This is a genomic window from Salinimonas lutimaris (genome assembly GCF_005222225.1).
Classification (GTDB): Bacteria; Pseudomonadota; Gammaproteobacteria; order Enterobacterales; family Alteromonadaceae; genus Alteromonas; species Alteromonas lutimaris.
The window spans coordinates 685,448-706,629 of record NZ_CP036536.1 but is presented as its reverse complement, the minus strand read 5'-3'; the positions used below and the strand labels follow the sequence as shown (position 1 = coordinate 706,629).

The following is a 21,182-nucleotide window of genomic DNA, read 5'->3' as shown; positions in this document are numbered from 1 at the left end:
TAACCATAAGATAACGACTATGACCCAATTTACCCTGAAAAAACTTTCCGTGGCAGTCGCTGCTGCCGCCCTGATGCTGGGCGGATGTTCTAAAGCGCCGGACAATACGCAGGTAGGAAGTGAAAAAACCGCAGCCCAGGCCGAACAGACCGCCCCAGAACTGTTAATTGATAAAGCGCGCCTGGATATTTATCAGCCAGTGACACTGACCAGCGATCTGAGCCATCTAAATGGTGATCAGAAAAAAATGGTCAGCATTTTAATTGATGCCGCCAAAATTATGGATGACCTGTTCTGGAAACAGGCCTATGGCGCAGACAAAACCGCTTTTCTGGACGGTCTGACTGATGACAAAGTCGCTCATTTTGCAACCATTAACTATGGTCCGTGGGATCGCCTCAATGGCGATGCGGCCTTTTTGTCAGACTATGACAGCAAGCCGGAAGGGGCTGAGTTTTATCCTCACGATATGACTAAAGAAGAGTTCGAGCAGGCCAGTTTTGAGGACAAAAAAGGGCTGTATTCACTGGTGCGTCGCGATGATCAGGGCAAGCTGTACACAGAAGCCTATTCCAGTGCTTACAAGGCAGAACTGACGCAGGCGGCCAGCCTACTGCGTAAGGCATCTGAACTGGCGGCGGATAAAGAGTTTGCCGACTACCTGAACCTGCGTGCTGATGCGCTGCTAAACGATGATTATCTGGCTTCGGACATGGCCTGGATGGACATGAAGAATAATCCGGTTGAGCTGGTACTGGGGCCCATCGAAACCTATGAAGATCAATTGTATGGTTACCGCGCTGCTTTTGAAGCGTATGTGTTGATCAAAGACCAGAAGTGGAGCGAAAAGCTGGCCAAATACGCGCAGTTTTTACCTGAGCTGCAAAAAGGTCTGCCGGTGCCTGACAAGTACAAAGCAGAAACACCTGGCTCAGATGCTGACCTGAATGCGTATGATGTGGTGTATTACGCCGGGCACTCCAATGCCGGTAGCAAAACCATCGCCATCAATCTGCCTAATGATGAACAGGTGCAGCTGGAAAAAGGCACCCGTCGTTTGCAGCTGAAAAACGCGATGCAAGCAAAATTTGATAATATTCTGATGCCAATTGCAGATGAGCTGATTGTACCTGAGCAGCGCAAGCACATTACCTTTAATGCATTTTTTGCCAATACCATGTTTCATGAAGTAGCACACGGGCTGGGGATTAAAAATACCCTGGATGGCCAAGGCACCGTGCGCGGCGCACTTAAAGAACATGCCTCAGCGCTAGAAGAAGGCAAAGCCGATATTCTGGGCCTGTACATGGTTCAGAGTCTGCTGGAAAAAGGTGAGATAACGGAAGGCACACTGGAAGATTACTACACCACCTTTATGGCCGGTATTTTCCGTTCTGTTCGTTTTGGTGCATCCAGTGCTCATGGTAAAGCCAACATGATCCGGTTTAACTTCTTTGCCGAAAAAGGCGCATTTGAGAAAACTGAGCAAGGGTTGTATCAGGTTAATATGGACAAAATGAAAGCGGCAGTAGAAGCCCTGTCACAGCTTATCCTGACCTATCAGGGTGACGGCGACTATGCCGGTGTCGACAAGCTGGTCAAAGAGATGGGGGTGATTAGGCCCGAACTGGCCAAAGACCTGGCTAAACTGGAAAAAGCCAGTATTCCGGTCGATATTCACTTTGAGCAGGGTAAACAGGTGCTGGGCCTGGAATAAATTCCTGCACCAACAAACCAGACAGGCAGGGTATTCCTGCCTGTTTGTTATCAGCCCCTTTAAGTCACTGTCAGCTGAGCATAATGTTCTCCTCCGGGCAAATTTCTTTGCGATGCCTTTTCTTTACGTCGCGCAGCAGCCTCTCTCATGATATTTATTTCACAATCGACAATAATTACTTCAAGATAATGCCACTATTACGATGAGGTAATAAAAATGCAGTGGGAAGGTATTACTGAGTTTGTCTATGTTGCAGAAAACGAAGGCTTCACCCGGGCATCCCGCAAGCTGGGCATTTCAACCGCGCAGGTAAGCCGGCAGGTCAGTGCGCTGGAAACGCGGCTGCGGGTAAAGCTGTTTTATCGTACCACGCGCAAGGTGTCGCTCACCGAAGAAGGTCAGCTGTTTTATCAGCACTGTCGGGGCGTGCTTGACGGGCTGGACAATGCCGAACGTGCCATTACCAATCTGCAATCGACACCGCAGGGACGGGTCAAGCTCTCCGCCCCGGTTACCTTTGGCGAGCAGCAAATTCTGCCGCTACTCAATGACTACATGCTGCAATACCCCGAGGTCACCGTCACTGCCTATCTGACCAATCAGCAGGTGGATTTGGTCAATGAGGGCTATGATCTTGCGATCCGCATCGGCAAACTCGCCGATTCAAGCATGATGGCGCGTAGATTATCCTGTCGCACCAGTTATGTGTGCGCCGCCCCCGGTTATATTGAAAAACACGGTAAGCCTGGCAAACTGAACGATCTGGCCAGTCACCGTTGTCTGACCGGTACCCTGGATTACTGGCGCTTCAGTCAGCAGGGCCAGTTTGCAAATATAAAGGTCAGCGGAGGTATTCAGTATAATAGCGGTTACGGGCTGGTTGATGCCGCGCTCAAAGGCCTGGGGCTGGTGCAGTTACCTGACTACTATGTGCAGCAGTACCTGGATAACGGAAGTCTTATCAGTGTGCTGGATGAATATCGGGTGGCTGAGGAAGGGATCTGGGCGGTCTATCCGCACAACCGGCATTTGTCGGCCAAGGTCAAAACACTGGTGGATTTTTTGTGTGACAATATGGGCTGACAAAGCAGGGCTGAAAAACAACAAAGAGGCCTGACTAGCCTCTTTGTCACCACCCGATAGCCGTACTGTTTATTCCAGGTTTTTTGGCTTGTCAGTATACGGTGGCCAGCCTAATAACTTGCCACCCAGCACATGCAGGTGAATGTGGTACACACTCTGCCCGCCAAACTCATTACAGTTCATGACCGTTCTGAATCCTTCCTGCGCAATGCCCATTTCGCCGGCAACTTTGGCAGCAACCCATGACAGGTGTCCTACGACTTCCCGATCTTCCTTTGCGATATCATTAATCGTTGCGATACGCTTTTTAGGGATAACCAGAAAATGTACCGGCGCCTGTGGATTGATATCCTTAAAAGCCAGTGAAATATCATCTTCATAAACGATATCAGCAGGAATTTCCCGGCTGATAATTTTGTCAAAAATCGTCTCAGACATAACGTTATCCTTGTGTCATTGTGTGCCGGTTACTGTATCAGGCAAACACAAACCATAACAGCACCGCACCCAGTAATAAGCGATAGATAACAAACGGCAGCATACCAATGCGTGAAATCCAGCTCAGAAACAGGAAAATACACAGATAAGCACTGACAAACGAGAACAACGCGCCATACAGCAGTTCGCTCCAGGCAACCGGTGCTGCCGATTCAAGCAGTTCCACCACCGCCAGCGTGCCCGCGCCAATAATCACCGGTATCGACAGTAAAAATGAAAAACGGGCTGCGCTTTCACGGGTGTAACCCAGCATCAGTGCCGCGGTCATGGTAATGCCTGAACGCGAGGTGCCCGGAATCAGGGCTACCGCCTGGGCAAAGCCAATGATCATACCGTCGCTCAGGCCCATTTTTGATAGATCTTTGCCCTGCCTGCATTTAGCATCGGCATACCACAGCAATAAACCAAACAAGATCGTGGTGCAGGCAATCACCAGCGCAGAGCGGGCGTTCAGCTCAATCCAGTCTTTCAGTAAAAATCCGATGACCACCGCCGGGATGGTCGCCAGACCCACAAACCAGGCCAGTTTACTGTCTTGTGTCTGCTGGCGGGTAAAACCATACTTGAACCAGGCGGTGATCATACGCCCAATATCATGACGAAAGTAAATCATTACAGCCAGCAGGCTGCCTACGTGAACTGCGACATCAAAAGCTAATCCCTGGTTTTGCCAGCCCAATATGGCCGAAGGAAGAATAAGGTGCGCCGAACTGCTAATCGGCAAAAATTCGGTGATTCCCTGAATAATTGCCAGAACGATAATCTCAAAAAACGCCATGGTTTAAACGTCTCTCCATGTAAATTCAATAGGCCACAAACGTTGTGCGCTGCGGTCAAACGACTGCCACAACTGTTGGTAGGTTTGTCCGGTCTGCGGATGAATATCATCCGGGACCAGCTCTGCCAATGGCAGCAGCACAAAGGCATTATAAAGAATCTCTTCTCTGGGTAATGTAACCGGCTGCGCAGTCACTACGCGGTTAAACGTTAAAAGATCCAGATCCAGCGTTCTGGAGCAGAATTTTTTTTCGCTGTGAGTCCGGCCATTTTGCTGCTCAATCTGTTTAAGAATGTCGTTAACTTGCGCCACATCCAGTGAAGTATATGCACACACCACCAGATTATAAAAAACGCCACCGTCAAAGCCGACAGCTTCACTTTCGTAAACAGAAGAACAACTTACCTGGCTAAAATGCTGTTTTAAACAGGCCACTCCGGCACGGGTGTGCTTGTCTCTTTCAATGTTCGAGCCAACACTTATCAGGATTTTATTTAAAGCCATTACCGTGCCGTTACCAGTTTAACCGTAACCGCTTTGGCATCCGGCAGAATATTGGGTTTGGTGATTGCCAGCATCACTTTCTCCAGTGCAAAATGCGTTACAACAGCCTGCCCCAGAAAGTGTCCCAGCGCTTCAAGCAGTTCAAATTCTGTGGTGGCAGCCTGTTGCTGCACAAATTCGGCCAGTTTGGCATAGTCGATGGTGTCGTTAACATTATCCGAGGTGCGCGCCGCACTTAGATCCGTCGTCACTTCAATATCGATCAGTAGCCGGGTTGTTTGAGTACGCTCCCAGTCATACACACCAATCAGAGCATCAACCTCAAGCCCTGCAATTATAATCTGCTCCATATCACCCTTTTTGCAAAATATGGCCAGGCTGCTGTTTTACCGCGAGTAAACTGCTGCCAGACTGGCGCTTGGCGCCGCTTTTTAGTAGTGTGAGACAAGTGTAACCTGAACGCTGGCAGTATGACATGATCGCAATGGTAATTTTGATGGTTGGTGTAGCCTATCTGTTTGGCTCATTGTCCAGCGCAGTTGTGATCTGCCGTTTATACCAGCTCCCGGATCCCCGCACCACCGGCTCGAAAAATCCCGGAGCAACCAATGTTTACCGTCTGGGCGGGCGAATCCCCGCAGTGCTGGTGCTGGTTATGGATATTCTCAAAGGCACCGTGCCGGTTTATATCGGTTACTGGCTGAATATTACCCCTCTGGCGCTGGGTTTTATTGCAATTGCAGCGTGCCTGGGGCATATCTTTCCGCTGTATTTTGGTTTTAAAGGCGGCAAGGCGGTGGCGACAGCGTTTGGGGCGATGCTACCTATTGGCCCGGAGCTCGCCGGTTTACTGATTGTTAGCTGGTGTGTCGCCCTGTTTATCTGGGGTTTTTCTTCACTGGCCGCTATCGTGGCAGTGGCACTGGCTCCCCTGTTTACTTTTTTTATCAAGCCCGCCTACACCCTGCCTGTTGCCATGCTGGCGGTACTGATTGTGGTTCGTCATCAGGCCAATATTCGCCGGCTGATGGACGGACAGGAACCCCGCGTGTGGGATAAACGGGGCAAACTGAAAAACAATAATTAACCGGTTTAGCGTAAGCCGGCTTTAATCGCCTGCATTTCGCCGTCAATCGGGCCGATAATCGGAAGTCCCATGATATGGGCCACCGCCGGATACACTTCCAGATTACTCATCACCGGCAACCTCACCCCTTGTTTAAAAGCTGGTCCGACGGCCACAAAGGTAGCACCCATTGCCGGTAACTGCGGCCAGTAACCATGGCTGCCGCCGGCGTGAAAATCGTCGGCCGTGTTAATAAATTCACCGGCTGGCGGTACTTGCAGAATAATATCGCCAGTGCGCGCTGTGCGCGGGTAGTGATACTGTGACCGGACTTTGTCATTAAGCACAACATAGCGTTTTGCAGCGGTCTTTTGTAACTGTTGCGTCAGCGCATCAAGCGCCTGTCCGGTGGTGTCCGGGCGGGCATAAATATGCAGCTGGGTGTGCTGATTGACCACCTCAAATAAGTGTCTGTCGATACCCAGTGACTTGACTGACACGGTTTTATTGGCATCTTTTTGCTCCATCCCGTGATCAGAGACCACCATCAAATTGACCGGTAAATCCAGTGCCTGAATACGTGCATATAGCTGGCCAATCAGTGCATCAACCTGCTGTACAGCCTGTTTGGTCTGAGGTGCATCCGGGCCATATTTATGACCTTGTGAATCGACCAGTGAAAAATAGCCGGCAATAAATCGTGGTCGGGACACTTCGGGCAGTTGTAACCAGGCAATGATCTGATCAACCCGGGCCTGATAATCGGCATACTTTGAATAGCGATAATAGTAACGGGGTGTCATCCCGTTAATCTGCGCATCTGATTCAGGCCAGAAGTAGGTGGCTGCTTTTACCCCGTGCATCTGCGCCAGATTCCACAATGGAACACCTGACAACCAGGTGCTGTCGGTATATCCCTGCCCCATCGAATAGTGAGCATAGCCGGTATCATCAGGGCGCTGCTTGTCGGCAAACCGGTTGTTAACGATGCCGTGGTTAACCGGATAACGCCCGGTAATCAGCGACAGATGATTAGGAAAGGTATTGGCCGGGTATACCGGTGTCATGCGCGCGGCCCGAACTCCCTGACTGGCCAAATCGGCCAGATGGCTGGCGCCGTGCTTCTCTATATAATCGTGACGAAAGCCATCCAGTGAAATCAGCACCACATGCTGGTTATTAGCAGGCCCGGCAACCGTAAGCGCACTTACTAGACACAAACATAAAGTCAGAAACAGACGTGTCATCGGTCACATTTTCCTATTGTTATGATTAAACGACGGGCCAGCTTTACCGCATCAGGATGGCAGGGCCGTGACACCACGGCCGGGGATGTTTGCCACCTGAGTTGCTATTGCGTTGGCTAATGATGGAGTCAGTTAACGCCGGGCAGGCTATCAAGCGGCCAGCGCGGTTTGGCCGAGGCCGATAACTCTGTGGTCTGGCCGGCTTTCAGGCGCTGCATACCGGCATAGGCAATCATGGCGCCGTTGTCGGTACAAAATGCCAGGCTGGGGTAGAACACTTCACCTTTGAGCCCTTCCATCATCTGTTCCATGGAGGCGCGCAGACGTTTATTGGCACTCACTCCACCGGCAATGACCAGACGCTTCATACCGGTTTGCTTCAGCGCCCGGCGACATTTGATCATCAGGGTGTCGACCACCGCTTCTTCAAATGCATAAGCGATATTGGCGTGGGTCTGCGGATCATCATCGGCATCTCTGATCGTATTAGCGGCAAAGGTTTTCAGACCACTGAAGCTAAAATCAAGGCCGGGCCGATCCGTCATCGGTCGGGGAAATTTATAATGCCCCGCTTCTCCCTGCTCAGCCAGTTTAGCCAGCAGCGGTCCACCAGGGTAATCCAGCCCCAGCAGCTTAGCCGTTTTATCAAAGGCTTCACCGGCGGCATCGTCAATCGACTCACCCAGCACTTCGTACTCACCGATGCCCTCGACCTTTACCAGCATGGAATGCCCGCCGGAAACCAGTAAGGCAACAAACGGGAACTCAGGAACCGAATCTTCCAGCATCGGGGCCAGCAAATGCCCTTCCATATGGTGCACGCCTACCGCCGGAATTCCCCAGGCATAGGCCAGCGACCGGCCCACCGAGGAGCCAACCAGCAGTGCACCAACCAGTCCCGGGCCCTGAGTAAACGCGATCCCATCCAGATCCTGGGCCGTTGTATTGGCATCCGCCATGGCTTTTTGTATCAGTGGCACGACTTTACGTACGTGATCGCGGGAGGCCAGTTCAGGCACAACACCACCATAATCTGCGTGCAGCTTTACCTGACTATAAAGTTCATGGGATAATAGGCCCTGTTCGTCATCATATATGGCAATGCCGGTCTCGTCGCAGGACGTTTCAATTCCCAAAATTCGCATAATACCGATCCTGAATTGGTCACTGTTGGTGTAATGAAGCTGCAGAGTTTACCGTCTATTGCCCCCTTCTGGAAATATGATGTCGCGACTAACGCAAAAATTGTTTATTTTTTAACAATTCTGTCTTTACTTTTACCGTGGATATGATTAGAATTTCGCACCATTTTTAACCCGGGTGCCATTTTCTGTGCATAAATTTACCCGGTTCAACTGTGAAAATTTTGAGGTGAGAACTTAATGCCCATCGTTAAAGTTAGAGAAAACGAGCCGTTCGACGTTGCACTGCGTCGCTTTAAGCGTTCTTGTGAAAAAGCTGGCGTTCTTTCTGAAGTACGTCGTCGCGAATTCTTCGAGAAGCCGACCTGGGAACGTAAGCGTAAGAAAGCAGCTGCTAAGAAACGTCATCTTAAGAAGCTGGCTCGCGAAAACGCACGTCGCGTAAAACTCTACTAAGATAGGGTTTGCAGTCAAAGGTGCCTGATGGCACCTTTGTCGTATCTGGTGCCCCTCTTTTTTGGTATTACTTTCTCCTCCTTCGTATCAGCTACATATTTTAGATAATCGGGTAAGATGCCATGACGCTAATTGAAGAATTAAAAAACGCGCAAAAAGATGCCATGCGTGCCAGGGATAAAGTCCGTTTAGGCACGATCCGGATGGCCCTGGCTGCGATCCGCCAACGTGAGATCGATGAACAGATCGAACTGGATGATCCTGCAGTACTGGCTATTTTAACTAAAATGGTTAAGCAGCGTCAGGACGCCGCCAGCCAGTATGATCAGGCTGAACGCGCTGATCTGGCTGATGCCGAGCGTGCTGAAATCGTGGTTATTGAGACATTCCTGCCACAACCCCTGACCGATGCTGAACTTGATGCTCTGATTGAAGATGCCATGGCTGCCACCGGCGCCAGCGGTATGCAGGATATGGGCAAAGTGATGGGTCAGCTTAAACCGCAGGTTCAGGGTCGCACCGATATGGGCGCGCTGAGCGGTAAAATTAAGGCTCGCCTGAACGCCTGATGCGATATCAGACGCAACACAATACAGGGTTGCGTCTGCTTACCAACTTGCTACAGTAATCCAATCCCTCTTTACAAAAGCACTTCATGGCCGGAAAAATACCCCGCGATTTTATTGACGACCTGCTTGCCAGAACCGATGTTGTCGATATTGTTGATAGCCGGGTCAAACTGAAAAAAGCAGGAAAAAACTATCAAGCCTGCTGCCCGTTTCACAACGAAAAGTCACCGTCGTTTACCGTTAGTCAGGAGAAACAGTTTTATCATTGTTTTGGCTGCGGAGCGCATGGTAATGCGATCTCATTTTTAATGGAGTTTGATCGTCTGGAGTTTGTTGAGGCGATTGAAGAACTGGCCCGTTACCATAGTCTGGAAGTACCGCGGGAAAAAGGCAGTCGCCCGGCAATGAGCGAAGCCAAAAAACAGCAGCAGGACGATGATTATGCGCTGATGGAACAGGTAGCCCGGTATTTTCGGCAACAGCTGCGCAGTCACGCCAACAGTGCCAGAGCCATTGATTATCTGAAAAACCGCGGGCTGTCCGGTGATGTGGTCAAAAGTTGGGAAATTGGTTATGCCCCCAGTGAATGGGATGGCGTGCTCAGTACATTTGGTACCAGCGCCCAGCGTATACAGACACTGCTCGATTTAAAGCTGGTCAATCAGAATGACCGGGGCAAACAATATGATTTTTTCCGTGATCGGATCATGTTTCCGATCCGGGATCGTCGCGGTCGCGTGGTTGGCTTCGGCGGACGTGTGCTGGACAAAGACAGTGGCCCCAAATACCTGAACTCACCGGAAACCCGCATCTTTCATAAAGGCCATGAGCTGTTTGGTTTTCATCAGGCTCGTCAGCGCAACCGTCAGCTTGATCGGGTCATCATTGTTGAAGGCTATATGGATGTGGTCGCGCTTAGTCAGTTTGATATCAATAATGCAACCGCAGCGCTAGGTACAGCTACCACCCCCGAGCACTTGCAACTGCTGATGCGCTCAACCAGCCATATTGTCTGTTGTTACGATGGTGATAATGCCGGTCGCCAGGCGGCCTGGCGGGCGCTGGAAAATGCCCTGCCCGCGCTAAAAGACGGCGTTAAACTAACCTTTTTGTTTCTGCCCGATGGCGAAGACCCGGATACCATGGTTCGCCGGGTGGGTCCTGAGTCATTTATTCAGCTGACCGATAAGGCGCTGCCCCTTTCCAGGTTCTTTTTTGAGTCATTGCTCAAAGCTCACGAAGTGGGCACGCCGGAAGGCAAGATGGCACTTAAAGCTGCTGCTCAGCCCCTGATCGACCAGGTTCTGGGCGATAATCAAAAAGCCTTATTACAGGAAGAGCTGGCCAAACACTGCGGTGAATACGATCGGTTTAAGCTACAGCAGGATATTCAGCAGGCTAATTCCCGTGGTAAAAAACCGCAGAAGCAGGCCTGGCAGCCCGTACAAAAAACCCGTATGTCACCGGTGCGCACACTACTTAGATTACTGCTGGACAACCCGGCGCTGGCTAGTCAGTATCCGGATGTCATGCCGGCCATGCTCAAAGGCAGCGGTATCAGTGGCATTGATTTGTTAACTGATATTCACGGATATTGTCAACAGTATTCTGGCGCAAAAACCGCTCAGGTGATTGAAAACTTCCGTGACCATCCCCATTCTCAACACATCGCGAAGTTACTGTTACAGGAACACCTGATCAGTGAGGAGGATGCAGGCCGGGTCTATGCAGACAGTTTTGCCCGACTGCTCGACTGGCACTTCGATAGCAGAATTGAGACGTTACTTTCACGTTCACGGGTTCAGGCTCTTACCAGAGCAGAGAAAGAAGAACTGAATATGCTGATGAAAGAACGTCAGTCAGGATAGCGTACAGACGGGTTTTACGGTTAAAAGCACGCTGTGAGCCTAGTCAATTCAGACGTTTTTCTGTTATACTGGTCAATTCGCTGTGAGTATACGTACAAAAACGGCAGAACATTTTTCAACCGAAAAATAGGACAGATAAACGTCCTGACAGGTGCGGTAACAAGACGACAGCAAGCATGATCTAAACGCAGTGATGTGTATGAAAGATGATGCTTTTTTGCTTAATTTATAAATGTGAGAAGTGTAGGTTCTATGGCGCAAAGCAAGCAATCTCAGATTAAACTCCTGATTGCAAAAGGTAAAGAGCAAGGTTACTTAACTTTTGCAGAAGTAAACGACCACCTGCCGCAAGACATAGTCGATTCTGATCAAATCGAAGATATCATTCGCATGATTAATGACATGGGCATTCAGGTTTCGGAGTCGGCTCCGGATTCAGATGAATTGCTTATGCAGGAAACTACGGCTGATGAAGATGCTGCTGAAGCTGCTGCGCAGGCACTGGCAACAGTAGAAAGCGAAATTGGCCGCACCACAGACCCGGTACGCATGTACATGCGTGAAATGGGTACGGTTGAGCTACTTACCCGTGAGGGTGAGATTGAAATCGCCAAACGCATCGAGGATGGGATTAACCAGGTACAGTGCTCGGTGGCCGAGTACCCGGAAGCGATCACCTACCTGCTTGAACAGTGGGATCTCTACGAAGCTGAAGAAATTCGTCTGAGCGATATTATCTCTGGCTTTGTTGATCCTAATGATGATCAGGATCTGGCACCAACAGCAACCCATATCGGGTCTGAGCTGTCGGAAGAAGAGCTGGAAGATGAAGACGACGATGATGACGATGATGAGGACGAGGAAGAGGAAGATACTGGTATCGATCCTGAACTGGCTCGTGAAAAGTTCGGCAAACTGCGTGAACAATACGAACAAGCCCGTTCTGTTATCGAAAGCCAGGGTCGTGCTCATGCCGACTCCCGCAAAGAGATTGAAGCGTTAAGCGAAGTCTTTAAAGAATTCCGTCTGGTGCCTAAGCAGTTTGACCGCATGGTAAAGAACATGCGCGATATGATGGACAAAGTACGTATCCAGGAACGTCTGGTGATGAAGTACTGTGTCATCAATGCAAAAATGCCGAAGAAAGATTTTATCAAGGCATTTGCCGGTAACGAGACTTCTTCTGAGTGGTTAAGCAAAGCCATTAACGGTGCCGAAGCCTATGGCGATGCACTGGCAGATTATAAAGAAGATATTGAACGCAGCATTGCTAAGATGCTGCAGGTTGAGCAGGAAACCGGACTGGTTATTCCTGATATCAAAGATATCAACCGCCGTATGTCTATCGGTGAGGCCAAAGCCCGCCGTGCGAAAAAAGAAATGGTGGAAGCTAACCTGCGTCTGGTTATCTCAATTGCGAAAAAATACACCAACCGTGGCTTGCAGTTCCTGGACTTAATCCAGGAAGGTAATATCGGTCTGATGAAAGCGGTAGATAAGTTCGAATACCGTCGTGGTTATAAGTTCTCAACCTATGCAACATGGTGGATTCGTCAGGCGATCACCCGGTCTATTGCAGACCAGGCCCGCACGATCCGTATTCCGGTGCACATGATTGAGACGATTAACAAACTGAACCGTATTTCTCGTCAGATGCTTCAGGAAATGGGTCGTGAGCCGAGCCCTGAAGAATTGTCGGAACGTATGGCGATGCCAGAAGATAAAATCCGTAAAGTGCTGAAGATTGCCAAAGAGCCGATTTCTATGGAAACGCCGATTGGTGATGATGAAGATTCGCATCTGGGAGATTTTATTGAGGACAGCACAATTATTCAGCCGCTGGACTCAGCCACAGGCGGTAGCCTGAAAAACGCCACTCAGGAAGTGCTGGCAGGCCTGACAGCCCGTGAAGCCAAAGTACTGAGAATGCGTTTTGGTATCGACATGAACACTGACCATACGCTGGAAGAAGTGGGTAAACAGTTTGATGTAACCCGTGAGCGGATTCGTCAGATTGAGGCCAAGGCACTACGCAAGCTTCGTCACCCCAGCCGTTCAGAGCAGCTACGCAGCTTCCTGGACGAGTAACCCATCAAAAAGCCCGCTTCTGCGGGCTTTTTTGTTTTTGCTCACTGCTCTGCTAGGATAACGGTCTTTTACTGGGAAATACCGATGATTGAATGGCAATGGGCGCAACTGTCCGGTCTATCCTCTGTCGACACACTGACCATGCTACAGCTTCGTCAGGCTGTCTTTATACTTGAGCAAACCTGCCTGTATCCTGACATTGATGAGCATGACCATCATGCCTGGCACTTACTGGGAAAACAGCATGGACAGCTGGTCGCTTATGCCAGAGTACTGGCACCGGGCGATAAGTATGCTGAGACCGCGATGGGACGCGTGCTGACTGCGCCTGACAGCCGTGGTAGCGGGCTGGGTAAAATACTGGTCAGTGAGGCCATCAGACGTGCTCAGCAGACCTTCCCTGACGCCGGCGTGCGTATCTCAGCACAATTGTATCTGCTGGATTTTTATCGTGCTTTTGGCTTTAAAGACACATCACAGCCTTACGATGAAGATGGCATCCCCCACATAGAGATGCACCTGAAATAGCCTTCTCTTCCTGTCTGTTCATTTTGCCAGCAGTGTGTCATGGTATAGCTCTGTATTGCTCAGGGATGCGCTATGACCACACTGGACTATGTCATCATTATTGCCTATCTGGCCGGTATGTTGTTACTGGGCGGATTGTTTCGCCAGCAGTCTGACGGCAAAGATTATTTTTTAGGTGGCCGTACACTATCCTGGCCCGCCCTGACCTTGTCAGTAATGGCAACCCAGCTTTCCGCTATCAGCTTTATTTCCGCGCCGGCTTTTGTGGGTATTCGCGAAGGCGGCGGGCTGGTATGGCTGTCTTATGAACTGGCCCTGCCTGCGGCAGTGGCCATTTTGCTATGGCGGTTGCTGCCCTCATTACACCGGGCCGGGGTGTTGAGTGTGTATGATTATCTTGAGCAGCGTTTTTCCCGTTCTACCCGTCTGCTGATAAGTTTTGTGTTTCAGTTGTCCCGCTCCTTTGCCACGGCAATTATGATTTACGCTATTGCGCTTATTCTGCAAGGGACCATTGGACTGAGTCAGTGGCTGGCCATTGTACTGATTGGCGTGATTACTCTTATCTACTCAGCCATGGGTGGCATGAAAGCCGTGGTATATGGCGATGCTATGCAAATGCTGTTGATAGTCTCCGGTGCGGCCATGTGTCTGTGGGTGGGGCTGGATGCTGCCGGTGGTTTTGAGCAGGTGCTGGCCAGCGCTGATCCGGCGCGCCTGCAAACCGTAAACCTGACCTCCTATGGTCTTGATGGCGCTGACTTTGGTCTGCTGCCAATGCTATTTGGCGGTATTATTCTGTATGCCTCTTATTACGGCTGTGACCAGTCAGAAGCACAGCGTTCCCTGTCTAGCAAAGATATTCCGTCGCTGCGTAAAATGCTGATCAGTGTGGCGGTGCTGCGCTTTCCTATTACCCTGCTGTACTGCACAACCGGGCTGGTGGTGGGTAGCCTGTTTTTAAACAACAGTGAACTGATGGCGCAAATTCCGGCAGATAAACCCGACTGGATGATGCCGGTATTTATTGTGGAGTTTCTACCTGCTGGCATGGTGGGCTTCTTAATCGTGGCGATTATGGCTGCTGCCATGTCGTCATTAAGTTCAGCCATTAACAGTCTGGCTGCGGTGACCGTAGAAGATCTGGGTCGCTTACGCGGTCAGCAGCCTAGTCCCGGCAGCTACATGAAGCAGGCCCGACTGGCCGGGGTTGGCTGGGGTTTGCTGACGCTGGTGCTGTCTTTGTATGCCGGTAATATTGCTCCTACGGTTATCGAGGCCATCAATAAAATCGGTTCGGTGTTCTATGGACCGGTGCTGGCAACCTTTTTACTGGGTATTCATGCCAGAACCGTCACCGCCAGAGCCATGAATGCTGGCCTTGCTGCCGGCGTCCTGACCAATGTCACACTGTGGCTCACAGAGGCCCCGCTTTTCTGGTTCTGGTGGAATGCCATCGGGTTTGTGATTACCGTCGTCATTGCCGTGTTGCTGAGCACCAGGCAACGCAGTGTACAGACAACGCTGCCCACACAAACCGGCGCGCGCTGGCCATTACTTATGGCGTTGGTAGCCTATAGCGGTCTGCTTATTCTGATCTGTCTGGCTATCCCCGGCTTGTTGCTGCGCTAAACAGTATTCTGTCCCACTCTAAAATAGCGTATCCTGATTCGGATATCTTTTTGGCGGAGCACAGCAACAATGGAAGCATCGTTTTGGCACAATAAGTGGGAGTCAAACCAGATTGGTTTTCATGAAAACAGCACAAACCCGGGCTTAGTAAGACATTTCGACAAGCTGGAACTGCCCTCGGGCAGCCGGATTTTTGTCCCGTTATGCGGCAAGACGCTGGATATTCACTGGCTGCTGTCTCAGGGGTTTAAAGTGGTGGGCGCTGAGCTTAGTGAGATTGCCATCAAGCAGCTGTTTGAAGAACTGAACATTCTGCCCATGGTAGAAGATACCGAAGACGGCAAGGTCTATACCGCGCAGGGAATACAGGTTTTTGTCGGCGATATTTTTACGCTCGACAGTACCCGCGTGGGGCGTATTGATGGAATTTATGACCGCGCCGCGCTGGTCGCTCTGCCAGAAGCAGTGCGGATGAAATACACTGCACATCTGCGTGGCCTGTCAAACACCGCCCCGCAATTACTGATCACATTTGATTATGATCCTGCCACCATGGATGGCCCGCCATTCAGTGTCACCAAACAAGAGGTTGAGTCTCATTATGCTGAGTATTATTCACTTAACCAGGTTCAGAATTCCGAACTGGAAGGCGGCCTGAAAGGCTGGTGTCCGGCACGGGTTAACATCTGGACACTGATGCCGGCTTAACAGCAAAGCCTGTTTATTCGATTAAACAGGCTGGTTTGTCTTTTTTTTCCGGATACACACCGGTGAACCAAACCGGTACAGTCGGGTTATTAATAGCGGTAAACCTTCTTACGGAAAAAACAGGAGTTAAGCATGAAAGTACTATCCAGAACTGCATTGGGTGTGGCACTGTCTGCCGCCGTTGTTACCGGTGCCCTGGCCAAGCCAGTGACCTATCAGATTGACCCGGACCACACCAGCGTAGTGGCTTCATGGGAGCATTTTGGCTTTTCTCACCCAACCGCTACGTTCGATGATGCGTCTGGCAGTATTACCTATGACAGTGATGATGTGAGCGCGTCTTCTGTCAATGTCACCATTCCGGTCAGCACAGCAGATACCTATGTGGAAAAGCTAACCGAAGAGTTTATGACCGAAACCTACTTCAATACCGATAAATTTCCGGATGCGACATTCACCAGTACCAAGGTGGTCGACAAAGGTGACGGTAAACTGGAGGTACACGGCGACCTGACTATCAAAGGTACCACCAAATCTATTGTATTTGAGGCCATGCTGAATAAACAGGGTGAGCATCCGATGACGAAAAAGCCAGCCATCGGTTTTGATGCTACTACTACTATTATGCGTTCTGACTTTGGGGTAGATCAGTACGTTCCTAATGTATCAGACGAAGTGACCCTGCGAATTACCACAGAAGCACAAGCCAGTAAGTAATATGCAGCGGCGCCCGGACCGAGCAGGCCGGGCGTCACGACACCAACATGCTTGCTGCTGCGATGTTTACCACACGCCCTACCCGCCAACATTTGGCATAAGCAGCACCCACTGCACATTGTGACATGCTATGCTCTCTGGTACGTTTAGCACCTGCCTGATATAGACACCCAAAGAGAGAATGAGCGTGTTTGAACTTGAACCTATGAGCCTGAAAGGCAAAGTCAGCGACGCTGAATGGCAAGCCCGTGTCGATTTAGCCGCCTGCTATCGTCTGGTAGCAGATATGGGCTGGGGAGATCTGATTTATACCCATATTTCCGCCAAAGTGCCCGATACCGATTTTTATCTGGTGAATGCGTTTGGACTGACATTTGAAGAAGTGACCGCTTCCAATCTGGTCAAGGTTAACCTGCAAGGCGAAATACAGAGCGACTCCCCGTATCAGATTAATCCGGCTGGTTTCACCATTCACAGCGCGATTCATGAAGCGCGCCGTGATGCCAGATGCATCGTGCATCTGCATACTAAAGCGACTATCACGGTAGCTTCACTCAAAGGCGGTTTACAGCCATGGAGTCAGTATTCCATGTTTTCCCTGCCATCACTGTGCTATCACGATTATGAAGGGCTGGCAGTGAACGATGATGAGCGCAGCCGGCTACAGCAAAATCTGGGCGACACTAACCATATGTTACTACCCAATCACGGCGGCCTGACGCTGGGCCCTACCGTGGGTGATGCCTTTATGCGCTTTTATGATTTACAGCGAGCCTGTGAAATACAGGTGGAGTTGATGAACTCCGGTCGCGAAGTCATTCCGATTCCACAGGACATTGTGGACAACATTTATGCCCAGGCAAGCGTGGTTCACTCCGGCCAGACCGGTGGACAAAAAGCCTGGCCAGCCATGTTACGTAAAGCATGGCGTCTGGACCCGGGATTTTGTGAATAATCACCGGTCTTGCTGACATCAAAAGGATATCTAATGAAAGTCACCAAAGTAGAAATTTTTGATATTGAATGCCCCAAGCGTCCACCCTGGAATCCGGTGTTTGTGCGGGTGTATACCGATGAGGGAATCACCGGTGTAGGCGAAGCCGGTCTGGCGTATGACTTAGGTCACAGCGCAGCGGCGCACATGATTAAAGAATTTGCCGAAGCCATCCTGATAGGCTGGGATCCGATGAATACCGAGCACCTGTGGAGCCGGATGCTGCGCGAATCTTTCTGGGGACTGGGTGGCGGCCCGGTGGTGTATTCAGCAATGAGCGCGATTGACACAGCATTGTGGGATATTCGCGGTAAGGCATTGGGTGTGCCGGTGTATCAGTTACTGGGTGGCAAAACCAATGACAAGCTGCGCTGTTATGCCAGTCAGCTGCAATTTGACTGGGACACTGAAATTACTAAGCTGAACGACCCGGCGGATTATGGCCGGGCAGCCGAAAAAGCCATGGCTGAGGGGTATACCGCGATTAAGGTAGACCCGATTGTGTATGACAAAGACGGGGTAACGCACTTCGACCGGACCAAGCTGTTCAGCCGTGCTGAGATGAAACTGTTCCGGGCTCGTCTGCAGGCCATTCGCGATGCAATGGGTGATGAAGGCGATATCATCTTTGAATGCCATAGCTTACTGGGCGCATCCACCGCGATACAGCTGGGTGAGATAGTTGAGGATATCGGCTGTATGTATTACGAGGAGCCGGTGAACTACCTTAACAGTAAATTGCATGACAAAGTGGCTCGTAACGTCAAAGTCCCGATTGCCGGCGGTGAGCGTTTGTATAACCGCTGGGATGTGCGCCCGTATCTTGAAGACCAGTCGGTGGATGTACTGCAACCGGATATAGGCCTGTGCGGTGGTTTCACCGAAACCAAGAAAGTCTGTGACTATGCAGATATTTATGATGTGCGTATTCAGGCCCACGTGTGCGGCGGCCCGGTCGCTACAGCTGCCAGCCTGCACCTTGAAACCGCCATTTCCAATTTCCTGATTCACGAGCATCACACCTACGCGACCAAAGACTGGAACCGCGAGCTGTGCATTCAGGACCCGCAGCCGAAAGATGGCTATATCAGTGTGTCTGAAGAGCCGGGAATTGGTATTGAGCTAAATGATGACATTGTTTATCGTTCGCCGCATATGACGATTACGTCACTGAAATAACCGGACTGACAGTACAGGCATATCAACCGGTATGCCTGCCATATTACCTGATTTACCGGTCAGCATATCCGCTGCCAATAGCATTAAATGGCATTGCCAGTTTCAACTCTGGCACCTGTAGCCCTACCCAGGCCGGGAATGTATTTGAGTTCGGGCCGGGAAACACCGTGTATTCATCTGCCCAGGGATAACGTGCCACCGCCTCTTCAATACGTGGAATCAGCCTGGCTGCATCAGGGCCGGTTACCGAGCGGACTTTTTCCGGTTTTGCGCCATACCAGTATCGATCCGGGGTGGGTGTGGAATAGGTGCGCAATGCAGGCAACCCGCGTTCAACCCGCCATCCGACTACTTCATAAACGGTATATTCGCTGGCATCAGCCGCTTTAGTGGCGATCCAGGTATGCACCGCAAACCAGCCGCGCCAGCTAAACGCATCAGCGGCGTATACTTCGATCACCGCCTGACTTTCGGCTTGCGGATCCGGCGCAATGCCGGCTGGCTCCCGACTGGCTGTACGCCAGTCCTGACTGGAACAGGCGCTAAGCAAAATCGCCGTGAAGACGGTCACTATCATTTTTGTCATAAAAAAGATTCCTGAATTTTTACGCAATTTTTACGCTACACAAGACAACCGGATTGTTAAAGTATTGTCATGCTAAAGGGAGTGATTTATTCGGTGACGAACGCCTATTCCACCACCAGCCAGTTTGGCGCAACATTATTGATTATGCTGATTGTGGCAGGCCTCTGTCTGGCCCTGGACAGTCTGCGGGTTCCTGCCGGGGGCATTCTACTGGTATTGCAGCTGGCTACCGGCATTATTGCCCTGCTATTTAACCGGCTGCTGGCCCTGACCGCCGCTCTGGTCGGAGCCCTGTGCTTTAACTACCTTTTCACCTCACCGCGTCACTCCCTGCAGATGCATCAGGCTGAAGATATTATTAATTTAATCGTGTTTTGCGTTATTGCCCTGCTTGGCTCCCAGTTTGCCCGCTACTACCGGGCGCAACAGGGGGCATTACGCAAGGCCCAGGTGCAAAACGGCTTGCTGATGTCGGTCTCTCATGACTTACGAACCCCGCTGTCGACCATTATCGGGTCTATGGAAACGATGCAAAAGTACGGCGATAAGCTTGATGAAACCGCCCGTACAGAGTTGCTTGACGGCGCATTAAAAGAAGGCAACCGGCTTCACCGCTACATTGAGAATCTGCTACAGGCCAGTCGCCTGCACCATCATGGTATACTGGAGAAAACCGACACGGTGAATCTGCACCAGCTGCTCGAAGATTTACTGCTGCGGCTGAACAGCGCCCGGCTGCGCCTGATCACCCGACAGCCTGACTACACGCTCAAATGTGCCAGTCAGTTGCTCCAGCAGGCTCTTTATAACGTAATAGATAATGCGCTTCGGTATAGCCCTGCCGCTACACCGGTCATCATTCGGTATGGTTTAACTAACAACCATTACACCCTGACTATTCGCGATTACGGTAAAGGATTAAATGAACAGCAGGCCCGGCAGGCATTTGAGCTTTTTCACAGCTCCCGGGAAGGCGACAGCGGCGATGGCGGTATTGGCCTTGGTCTGACCGTCGCCAAGGCAATTATTGATGCGCACAGCGGTACCATTGTTTTAGACCCCAAAGAGCCCGGCTGTGAAGTGACCATCACCCTGCCCGGCCAGCAACAGGAATCTGTCAGGTGAAGCGAATACTGATTGTAGATGATGAAATAAACCTGTGTCGAATGCTGAGCATTGCACTTAAAGCAGAAGGGTTTGAATGCCTGAGCGCCACCACCGCGGGCGAAGCGATTCGTAAAGCCTTTAAGTACTGTCCTGATCTCATCATTCTGGATCTTGGCTTGCCGGATAGCGATGGTGAAACTGTACTCAGGCGCTTGCGTGAGACCAGCCGGGTGCCGGTCATTGTGCTTTCTGCCCGCGATGCAGAACATACCAAAGTTGCTTTACTTAATGCCGGGGCCAATGATTATGTCAGCAAGCCTTTTGGGGTAAACGAACTGATTGCCCGCATTAATGTTTTGCTCAGAGATTTGAACGCGCCGTTGCCCTCCACCGACAAACTGCTGCGCCAGTTTACCCGGCTGCGCATGAATGTGGCGAACCAGCAGGTCTGGCTGGACGACAGACCTCTGGACTTATCCCCCAAAGAATTTGCCATGCTGTCGCTACTGACCAGCCAGCCGGGGCAGCTGATTTTACAACAGCAATTGTTACAGGAAATCTGGGGGGTTTACCACACCAGCGACAGCCATTACCTGCGCATCCTGGTCAGTCAGCTGCGCAAAAAACTGAATGATAATTCGGCCAATCCGGTGTTTATTGAAACTGTCGCTGGCCAGGGTTATCGCTTTATTGATGCAAGTTAAACAGGACACAC

At 50.7% G+C, this 21,182-nt stretch carries 22 protein-coding genes; 15 read left to right on the top strand and 7 right to left on the bottom strand.

The window, feature by feature from the left end; translation table 11 throughout:
• The first annotated feature begins 19 nt into the window (after nt 1-19).
• Both EZV72_RS03070 and EZV72_RS03065 read left to right on the top strand, forming a co-directional pair.
• Entirely contained in the window at nt 20-1,717 is a 1,698-nt protein-coding gene (locus EZV72_RS03070) for a dipeptidyl-peptidase 3 family protein (RefSeq protein WP_137165854.1), read from the top strand.
• Between the two features lie 216 nt (nt 1,718-1,933).
• Nucleotides 1,934-2,800: a LysR family transcriptional regulator gene (locus EZV72_RS03065; RefSeq protein ID WP_137165853.1), complete on the top strand. Its 867-nt coding sequence runs from the start codon at nt 1,934-1,936 to the stop codon at nt 2,798-2,800.
• 69 nt (nt 2,801-2,869) lie between these two features.
• On the opposite strand, the gene EZV72_RS03060 is transcribed toward EZV72_RS03065, so the two are convergent.
• Genes EZV72_RS03060 through folB form a run of 4 tightly spaced genes read right to left on the bottom strand, consistent with a single transcriptional unit; the run spans nt 2,870 to nt 4,930 of the window.
• Complete coding sequence (locus EZV72_RS03060) at nt 2,870-3,238, bottom strand: histidine triad nucleotide-binding protein (protein ID WP_137165852.1); 369 nt, start codon at nt 3,236-3,238, stop codon at nt 2,870-2,872.
• Nucleotides 3,239-3,275: 37 nt separating this feature from the next.
• On the bottom strand, nt 3,276-4,076 hold the full coding sequence (locus EZV72_RS03055) for an undecaprenyl-diphosphate phosphatase (RefSeq protein WP_137165851.1): 801 nt from the start codon (nt 4,074-4,076) through the stop codon (nt 3,276-3,278).
• Between the two features lie 3 nt (nt 4,077-4,079).
• A complete protein-coding gene (gene folK, locus EZV72_RS03050) occupies nt 4,080-4,580 on the bottom strand; it encodes a 2-amino-4-hydroxy-6-hydroxymethyldihydropteridine diphosphokinase (protein ID WP_137165850.1) in 501 nt (166 codons plus the stop codon).
• Nucleotides 4,580-4,930, bottom strand: coding sequence for a dihydroneopterin aldolase (gene folB / locus EZV72_RS03045; RefSeq protein ID WP_137165849.1), 351 nt, complete (start codon nt 4,928-4,930; stop codon nt 4,580-4,582). The genes folK and folB overlap by 1 nt, the downstream gene beginning before the upstream one ends.
• Before the next feature lie 125 nt (nt 4,931-5,055).
• On the opposite strand from folB, the gene plsY reads away from it, so the two are divergent.
• Nucleotides 5,056-5,667: a glycerol-3-phosphate 1-O-acyltransferase PlsY gene (gene plsY, locus EZV72_RS03040; protein ID WP_137165848.1), complete on the top strand. Its 612-nt coding sequence runs from the start codon at nt 5,056-5,058 to the stop codon at nt 5,665-5,667.
• Nucleotides 5,668-5,672: 5 nt separating this feature from the next.
• Here plsY and EZV72_RS03035 read toward each other — a convergent pair whose 3' ends face one another.
• Together EZV72_RS03035 and tsaD are read right to left on the bottom strand one after the other, a co-directional pair.
• The gene (locus tag EZV72_RS03035) at nt 5,673-6,893 is read right to left on the bottom strand and encodes an alkaline phosphatase family protein (protein ID WP_137165847.1); all 1,221 of its coding nucleotides are present in this window, start codon (nt 6,891-6,893) and stop codon (nt 5,673-5,675) included.
• A 128-nt stretch (nt 6,894-7,021) separates the two neighbouring features.
• Complete coding sequence (gene tsaD / locus EZV72_RS03030) at nt 7,022-8,038, bottom strand: tRNA (adenosine(37)-N6)-threonylcarbamoyltransferase complex transferase subunit TsaD (RefSeq protein WP_137165846.1); 1,017 nt, start codon at nt 8,036-8,038, stop codon at nt 7,022-7,024.
• Nucleotides 8,039-8,275: 237 nt separating this feature from the next.
• Between tsaD and rpsU the strand changes: the two genes are divergently transcribed.
• The 10 genes from rpsU to EZV72_RS02980 all read left to right on the top strand — a co-directional run bounded on the left by rpsU (nt 8,276) and on the right by EZV72_RS02980 (nt 18,774).
• Complete coding sequence (rpsU, locus tag EZV72_RS03025) at nt 8,276-8,491, top strand: 30S ribosomal protein S21 (RefSeq protein WP_012517258.1); 216 nt, start codon at nt 8,276-8,278, stop codon at nt 8,489-8,491.
• A gap of 122 nt (nt 8,492-8,613) precedes the next feature.
• Complete coding sequence (locus EZV72_RS03020; RefSeq protein ID WP_137165845.1) at nt 8,614-9,060, top strand: GatB/YqeY domain-containing protein; 447 nt, start codon at nt 8,614-8,616, stop codon at nt 9,058-9,060.
• A gap of 86 nt (nt 9,061-9,146) precedes the next feature.
• Entirely contained in the window at nt 9,147-10,928 is a 1,782-nt protein-coding gene (gene dnaG, locus EZV72_RS03015) for a DNA primase (protein ID WP_137165844.1), read from the top strand.
• A 252-nt stretch (nt 10,929-11,180) separates the two neighbouring features.
• A complete protein-coding gene (gene rpoD, locus EZV72_RS03010; RefSeq protein WP_137165843.1) occupies nt 11,181-13,016 on the top strand; it encodes an RNA polymerase sigma factor RpoD in 1,836 nt (611 codons plus the stop codon).
• Nucleotides 13,017-13,100: 84 nt separating this feature from the next.
• The gene (locus tag EZV72_RS03005) at nt 13,101-13,544 is read left to right on the top strand and encodes a GNAT family N-acetyltransferase (RefSeq protein WP_137165842.1); all 444 of its coding nucleotides are present in this window, start codon (nt 13,101-13,103) and stop codon (nt 13,542-13,544) included.
• Between the two features lie 72 nt (nt 13,545-13,616).
• Complete coding sequence (locus EZV72_RS03000) at nt 13,617-15,176, top strand: sodium:solute symporter family transporter (protein ID WP_137165841.1); 1,560 nt, start codon at nt 13,617-13,619, stop codon at nt 15,174-15,176.
• 69 nt (nt 15,177-15,245) lie between these two features.
• Entirely contained in the window at nt 15,246-15,884 is a 639-nt protein-coding gene (gene tmpT, locus EZV72_RS02995; RefSeq protein ID WP_137165840.1) for a thiopurine S-methyltransferase, read from the top strand.
• 132 nt (nt 15,885-16,016) lie between these two features.
• Nucleotides 16,017-16,601 carry a YceI family protein gene (locus EZV72_RS02990; protein ID WP_137165839.1) on the top strand — a complete coding sequence of 195 codons (585 nt, stop codon included), beginning with the start codon at nt 16,017-16,019 and terminating at the stop codon, nt 16,599-16,601.
• 205 nt (nt 16,602-16,806) lie between these two features.
• Nucleotides 16,807-17,556 (top strand): class II aldolase/adducin family protein, encoded by a 750-nt coding sequence (locus tag EZV72_RS02985; protein WP_408640834.1) that lies wholly within the window; start codon nt 16,807-16,809, stop codon nt 17,554-17,556.
• Between the two features lie 33 nt (nt 17,557-17,589).
• Entirely contained in the window at nt 17,590-18,774 is a 1,185-nt protein-coding gene (locus tag EZV72_RS02980; RefSeq protein WP_137165837.1) for a mandelate racemase/muconate lactonizing enzyme family protein, read from the top strand.
• Between the two features lie 52 nt (nt 18,775-18,826).
• Here EZV72_RS02980 and EZV72_RS02975 read toward each other — a convergent pair whose 3' ends face one another.
• Complete coding sequence (locus tag EZV72_RS02975; protein ID WP_408640833.1) at nt 18,827-19,351, bottom strand: DUF3750 domain-containing protein; 525 nt, start codon at nt 19,349-19,351, stop codon at nt 18,827-18,829.
• A gap of 102 nt (nt 19,352-19,453) precedes the next feature.
• Here EZV72_RS02975 and EZV72_RS02970 point away from each other — a divergent pair, with 102 nt between their 5' ends.
• Entirely contained in the window at nt 19,454-20,485 is a 1,032-nt protein-coding gene (locus EZV72_RS02970; RefSeq protein ID WP_175405031.1) for a sensor histidine kinase, read from the top strand.
• The gene (locus EZV72_RS02965; protein ID WP_137165834.1) at nt 20,482-21,171 is read left to right on the top strand and encodes a response regulator transcription factor; all 690 of its coding nucleotides are present in this window, start codon (nt 20,482-20,484) and stop codon (nt 21,169-21,171) included. Before EZV72_RS02970 ends, EZV72_RS02965 begins: the two co-directional genes overlap by 4 nt.
• Nucleotides 21,172-21,182 lie beyond the last annotated feature (11 nt).

Coding starts and splice junctions, on each gene's coding strand:
- EZV72_RS03000 (WP_137165841.1), top strand. CDS start 13,617: ATGACCACACTGGACTATGTCATCATTATTGCCTATCTGGCCGGTATG.
- EZV72_RS02975 (WP_408640833.1), bottom strand. CDS start 19,351: ATGATAGTGACCGTCTTCACGGCGATTTTGCTTAGCGCCTGTTCCAGT.
- EZV72_RS02990 (WP_137165839.1), top strand. CDS start 16,017: ATGAAAGTACTATCCAGAACTGCATTGGGTGTGGCACTGTCTGCCGCC.
- EZV72_RS03065 (WP_137165853.1), top strand. CDS start 1,934: ATGCAGTGGGAAGGTATTACTGAGTTTGTCTATGTTGCAGAAAACGAA.
- EZV72_RS03020 (WP_137165845.1), top strand. CDS start 8,614: ATGACGCTAATTGAAGAATTAAAAAACGCGCAAAAAGATGCCATGCGT.
- rpoD (WP_137165843.1), top strand. CDS start 11,181: ATGGCGCAAAGCAAGCAATCTCAGATTAAACTCCTGATTGCAAAAGGT.
- EZV72_RS02985 (WP_408640834.1), top strand. CDS start 16,807: ATGAGCCTGAAAGGCAAAGTCAGCGACGCTGAATGGCAAGCCCGTGTC.
- tsaD (WP_137165846.1), bottom strand. CDS start 8,038: ATGCGAATTTTGGGAATTGAAACGTCCTGCGACGAGACCGGCATTGCC.
- EZV72_RS03035 (WP_137165847.1), bottom strand. CDS start 6,893: ATGACACGTCTGTTTCTGACTTTATGTTTGTGTCTAGTAAGTGCGCTT.
- rpsU (WP_012517258.1), top strand. CDS start 8,276: ATGCCCATCGTTAAAGTTAGAGAAAACGAGCCGTTCGACGTTGCACTG.
- dnaG (WP_137165844.1), top strand. CDS start 9,147: ATGGCCGGAAAAATACCCCGCGATTTTATTGACGACCTGCTTGCCAGA.
- EZV72_RS03055 (WP_137165851.1), bottom strand. CDS start 4,076: ATGGCGTTTTTTGAGATTATCGTTCTGGCAATTATTCAGGGAATCACC.
- plsY (WP_137165848.1), top strand. CDS start 5,056: ATGATCGCAATGGTAATTTTGATGGTTGGTGTAGCCTATCTGTTTGGC.
- EZV72_RS03070 (WP_137165854.1), top strand. CDS start 20: ATGACCCAATTTACCCTGAAAAAACTTTCCGTGGCAGTCGCTGCTGCC.
- EZV72_RS03005 (WP_137165842.1), top strand. CDS start 13,101: ATGATTGAATGGCAATGGGCGCAACTGTCCGGTCTATCCTCTGTCGAC.
- EZV72_RS03060 (WP_137165852.1), bottom strand. CDS start 3,238: ATGTCTGAGACGATTTTTGACAAAATTATCAGCCGGGAAATTCCTGCT.
- folK (WP_137165850.1), bottom strand. CDS start 4,580: ATGGCTTTAAATAAAATCCTGATAAGTGTTGGCTCGAACATTGAAAGA.
- EZV72_RS02980 (WP_137165837.1), top strand. CDS start 17,590: ATGAAAGTCACCAAAGTAGAAATTTTTGATATTGAATGCCCCAAGCGT.
- folB (WP_137165849.1), bottom strand. CDS start 4,930: ATGGAGCAGATTATAATTGCAGGGCTTGAGGTTGATGCTCTGATTGGT.
- tmpT (WP_137165840.1), top strand. CDS start 15,246: ATGGAAGCATCGTTTTGGCACAATAAGTGGGAGTCAAACCAGATTGGT.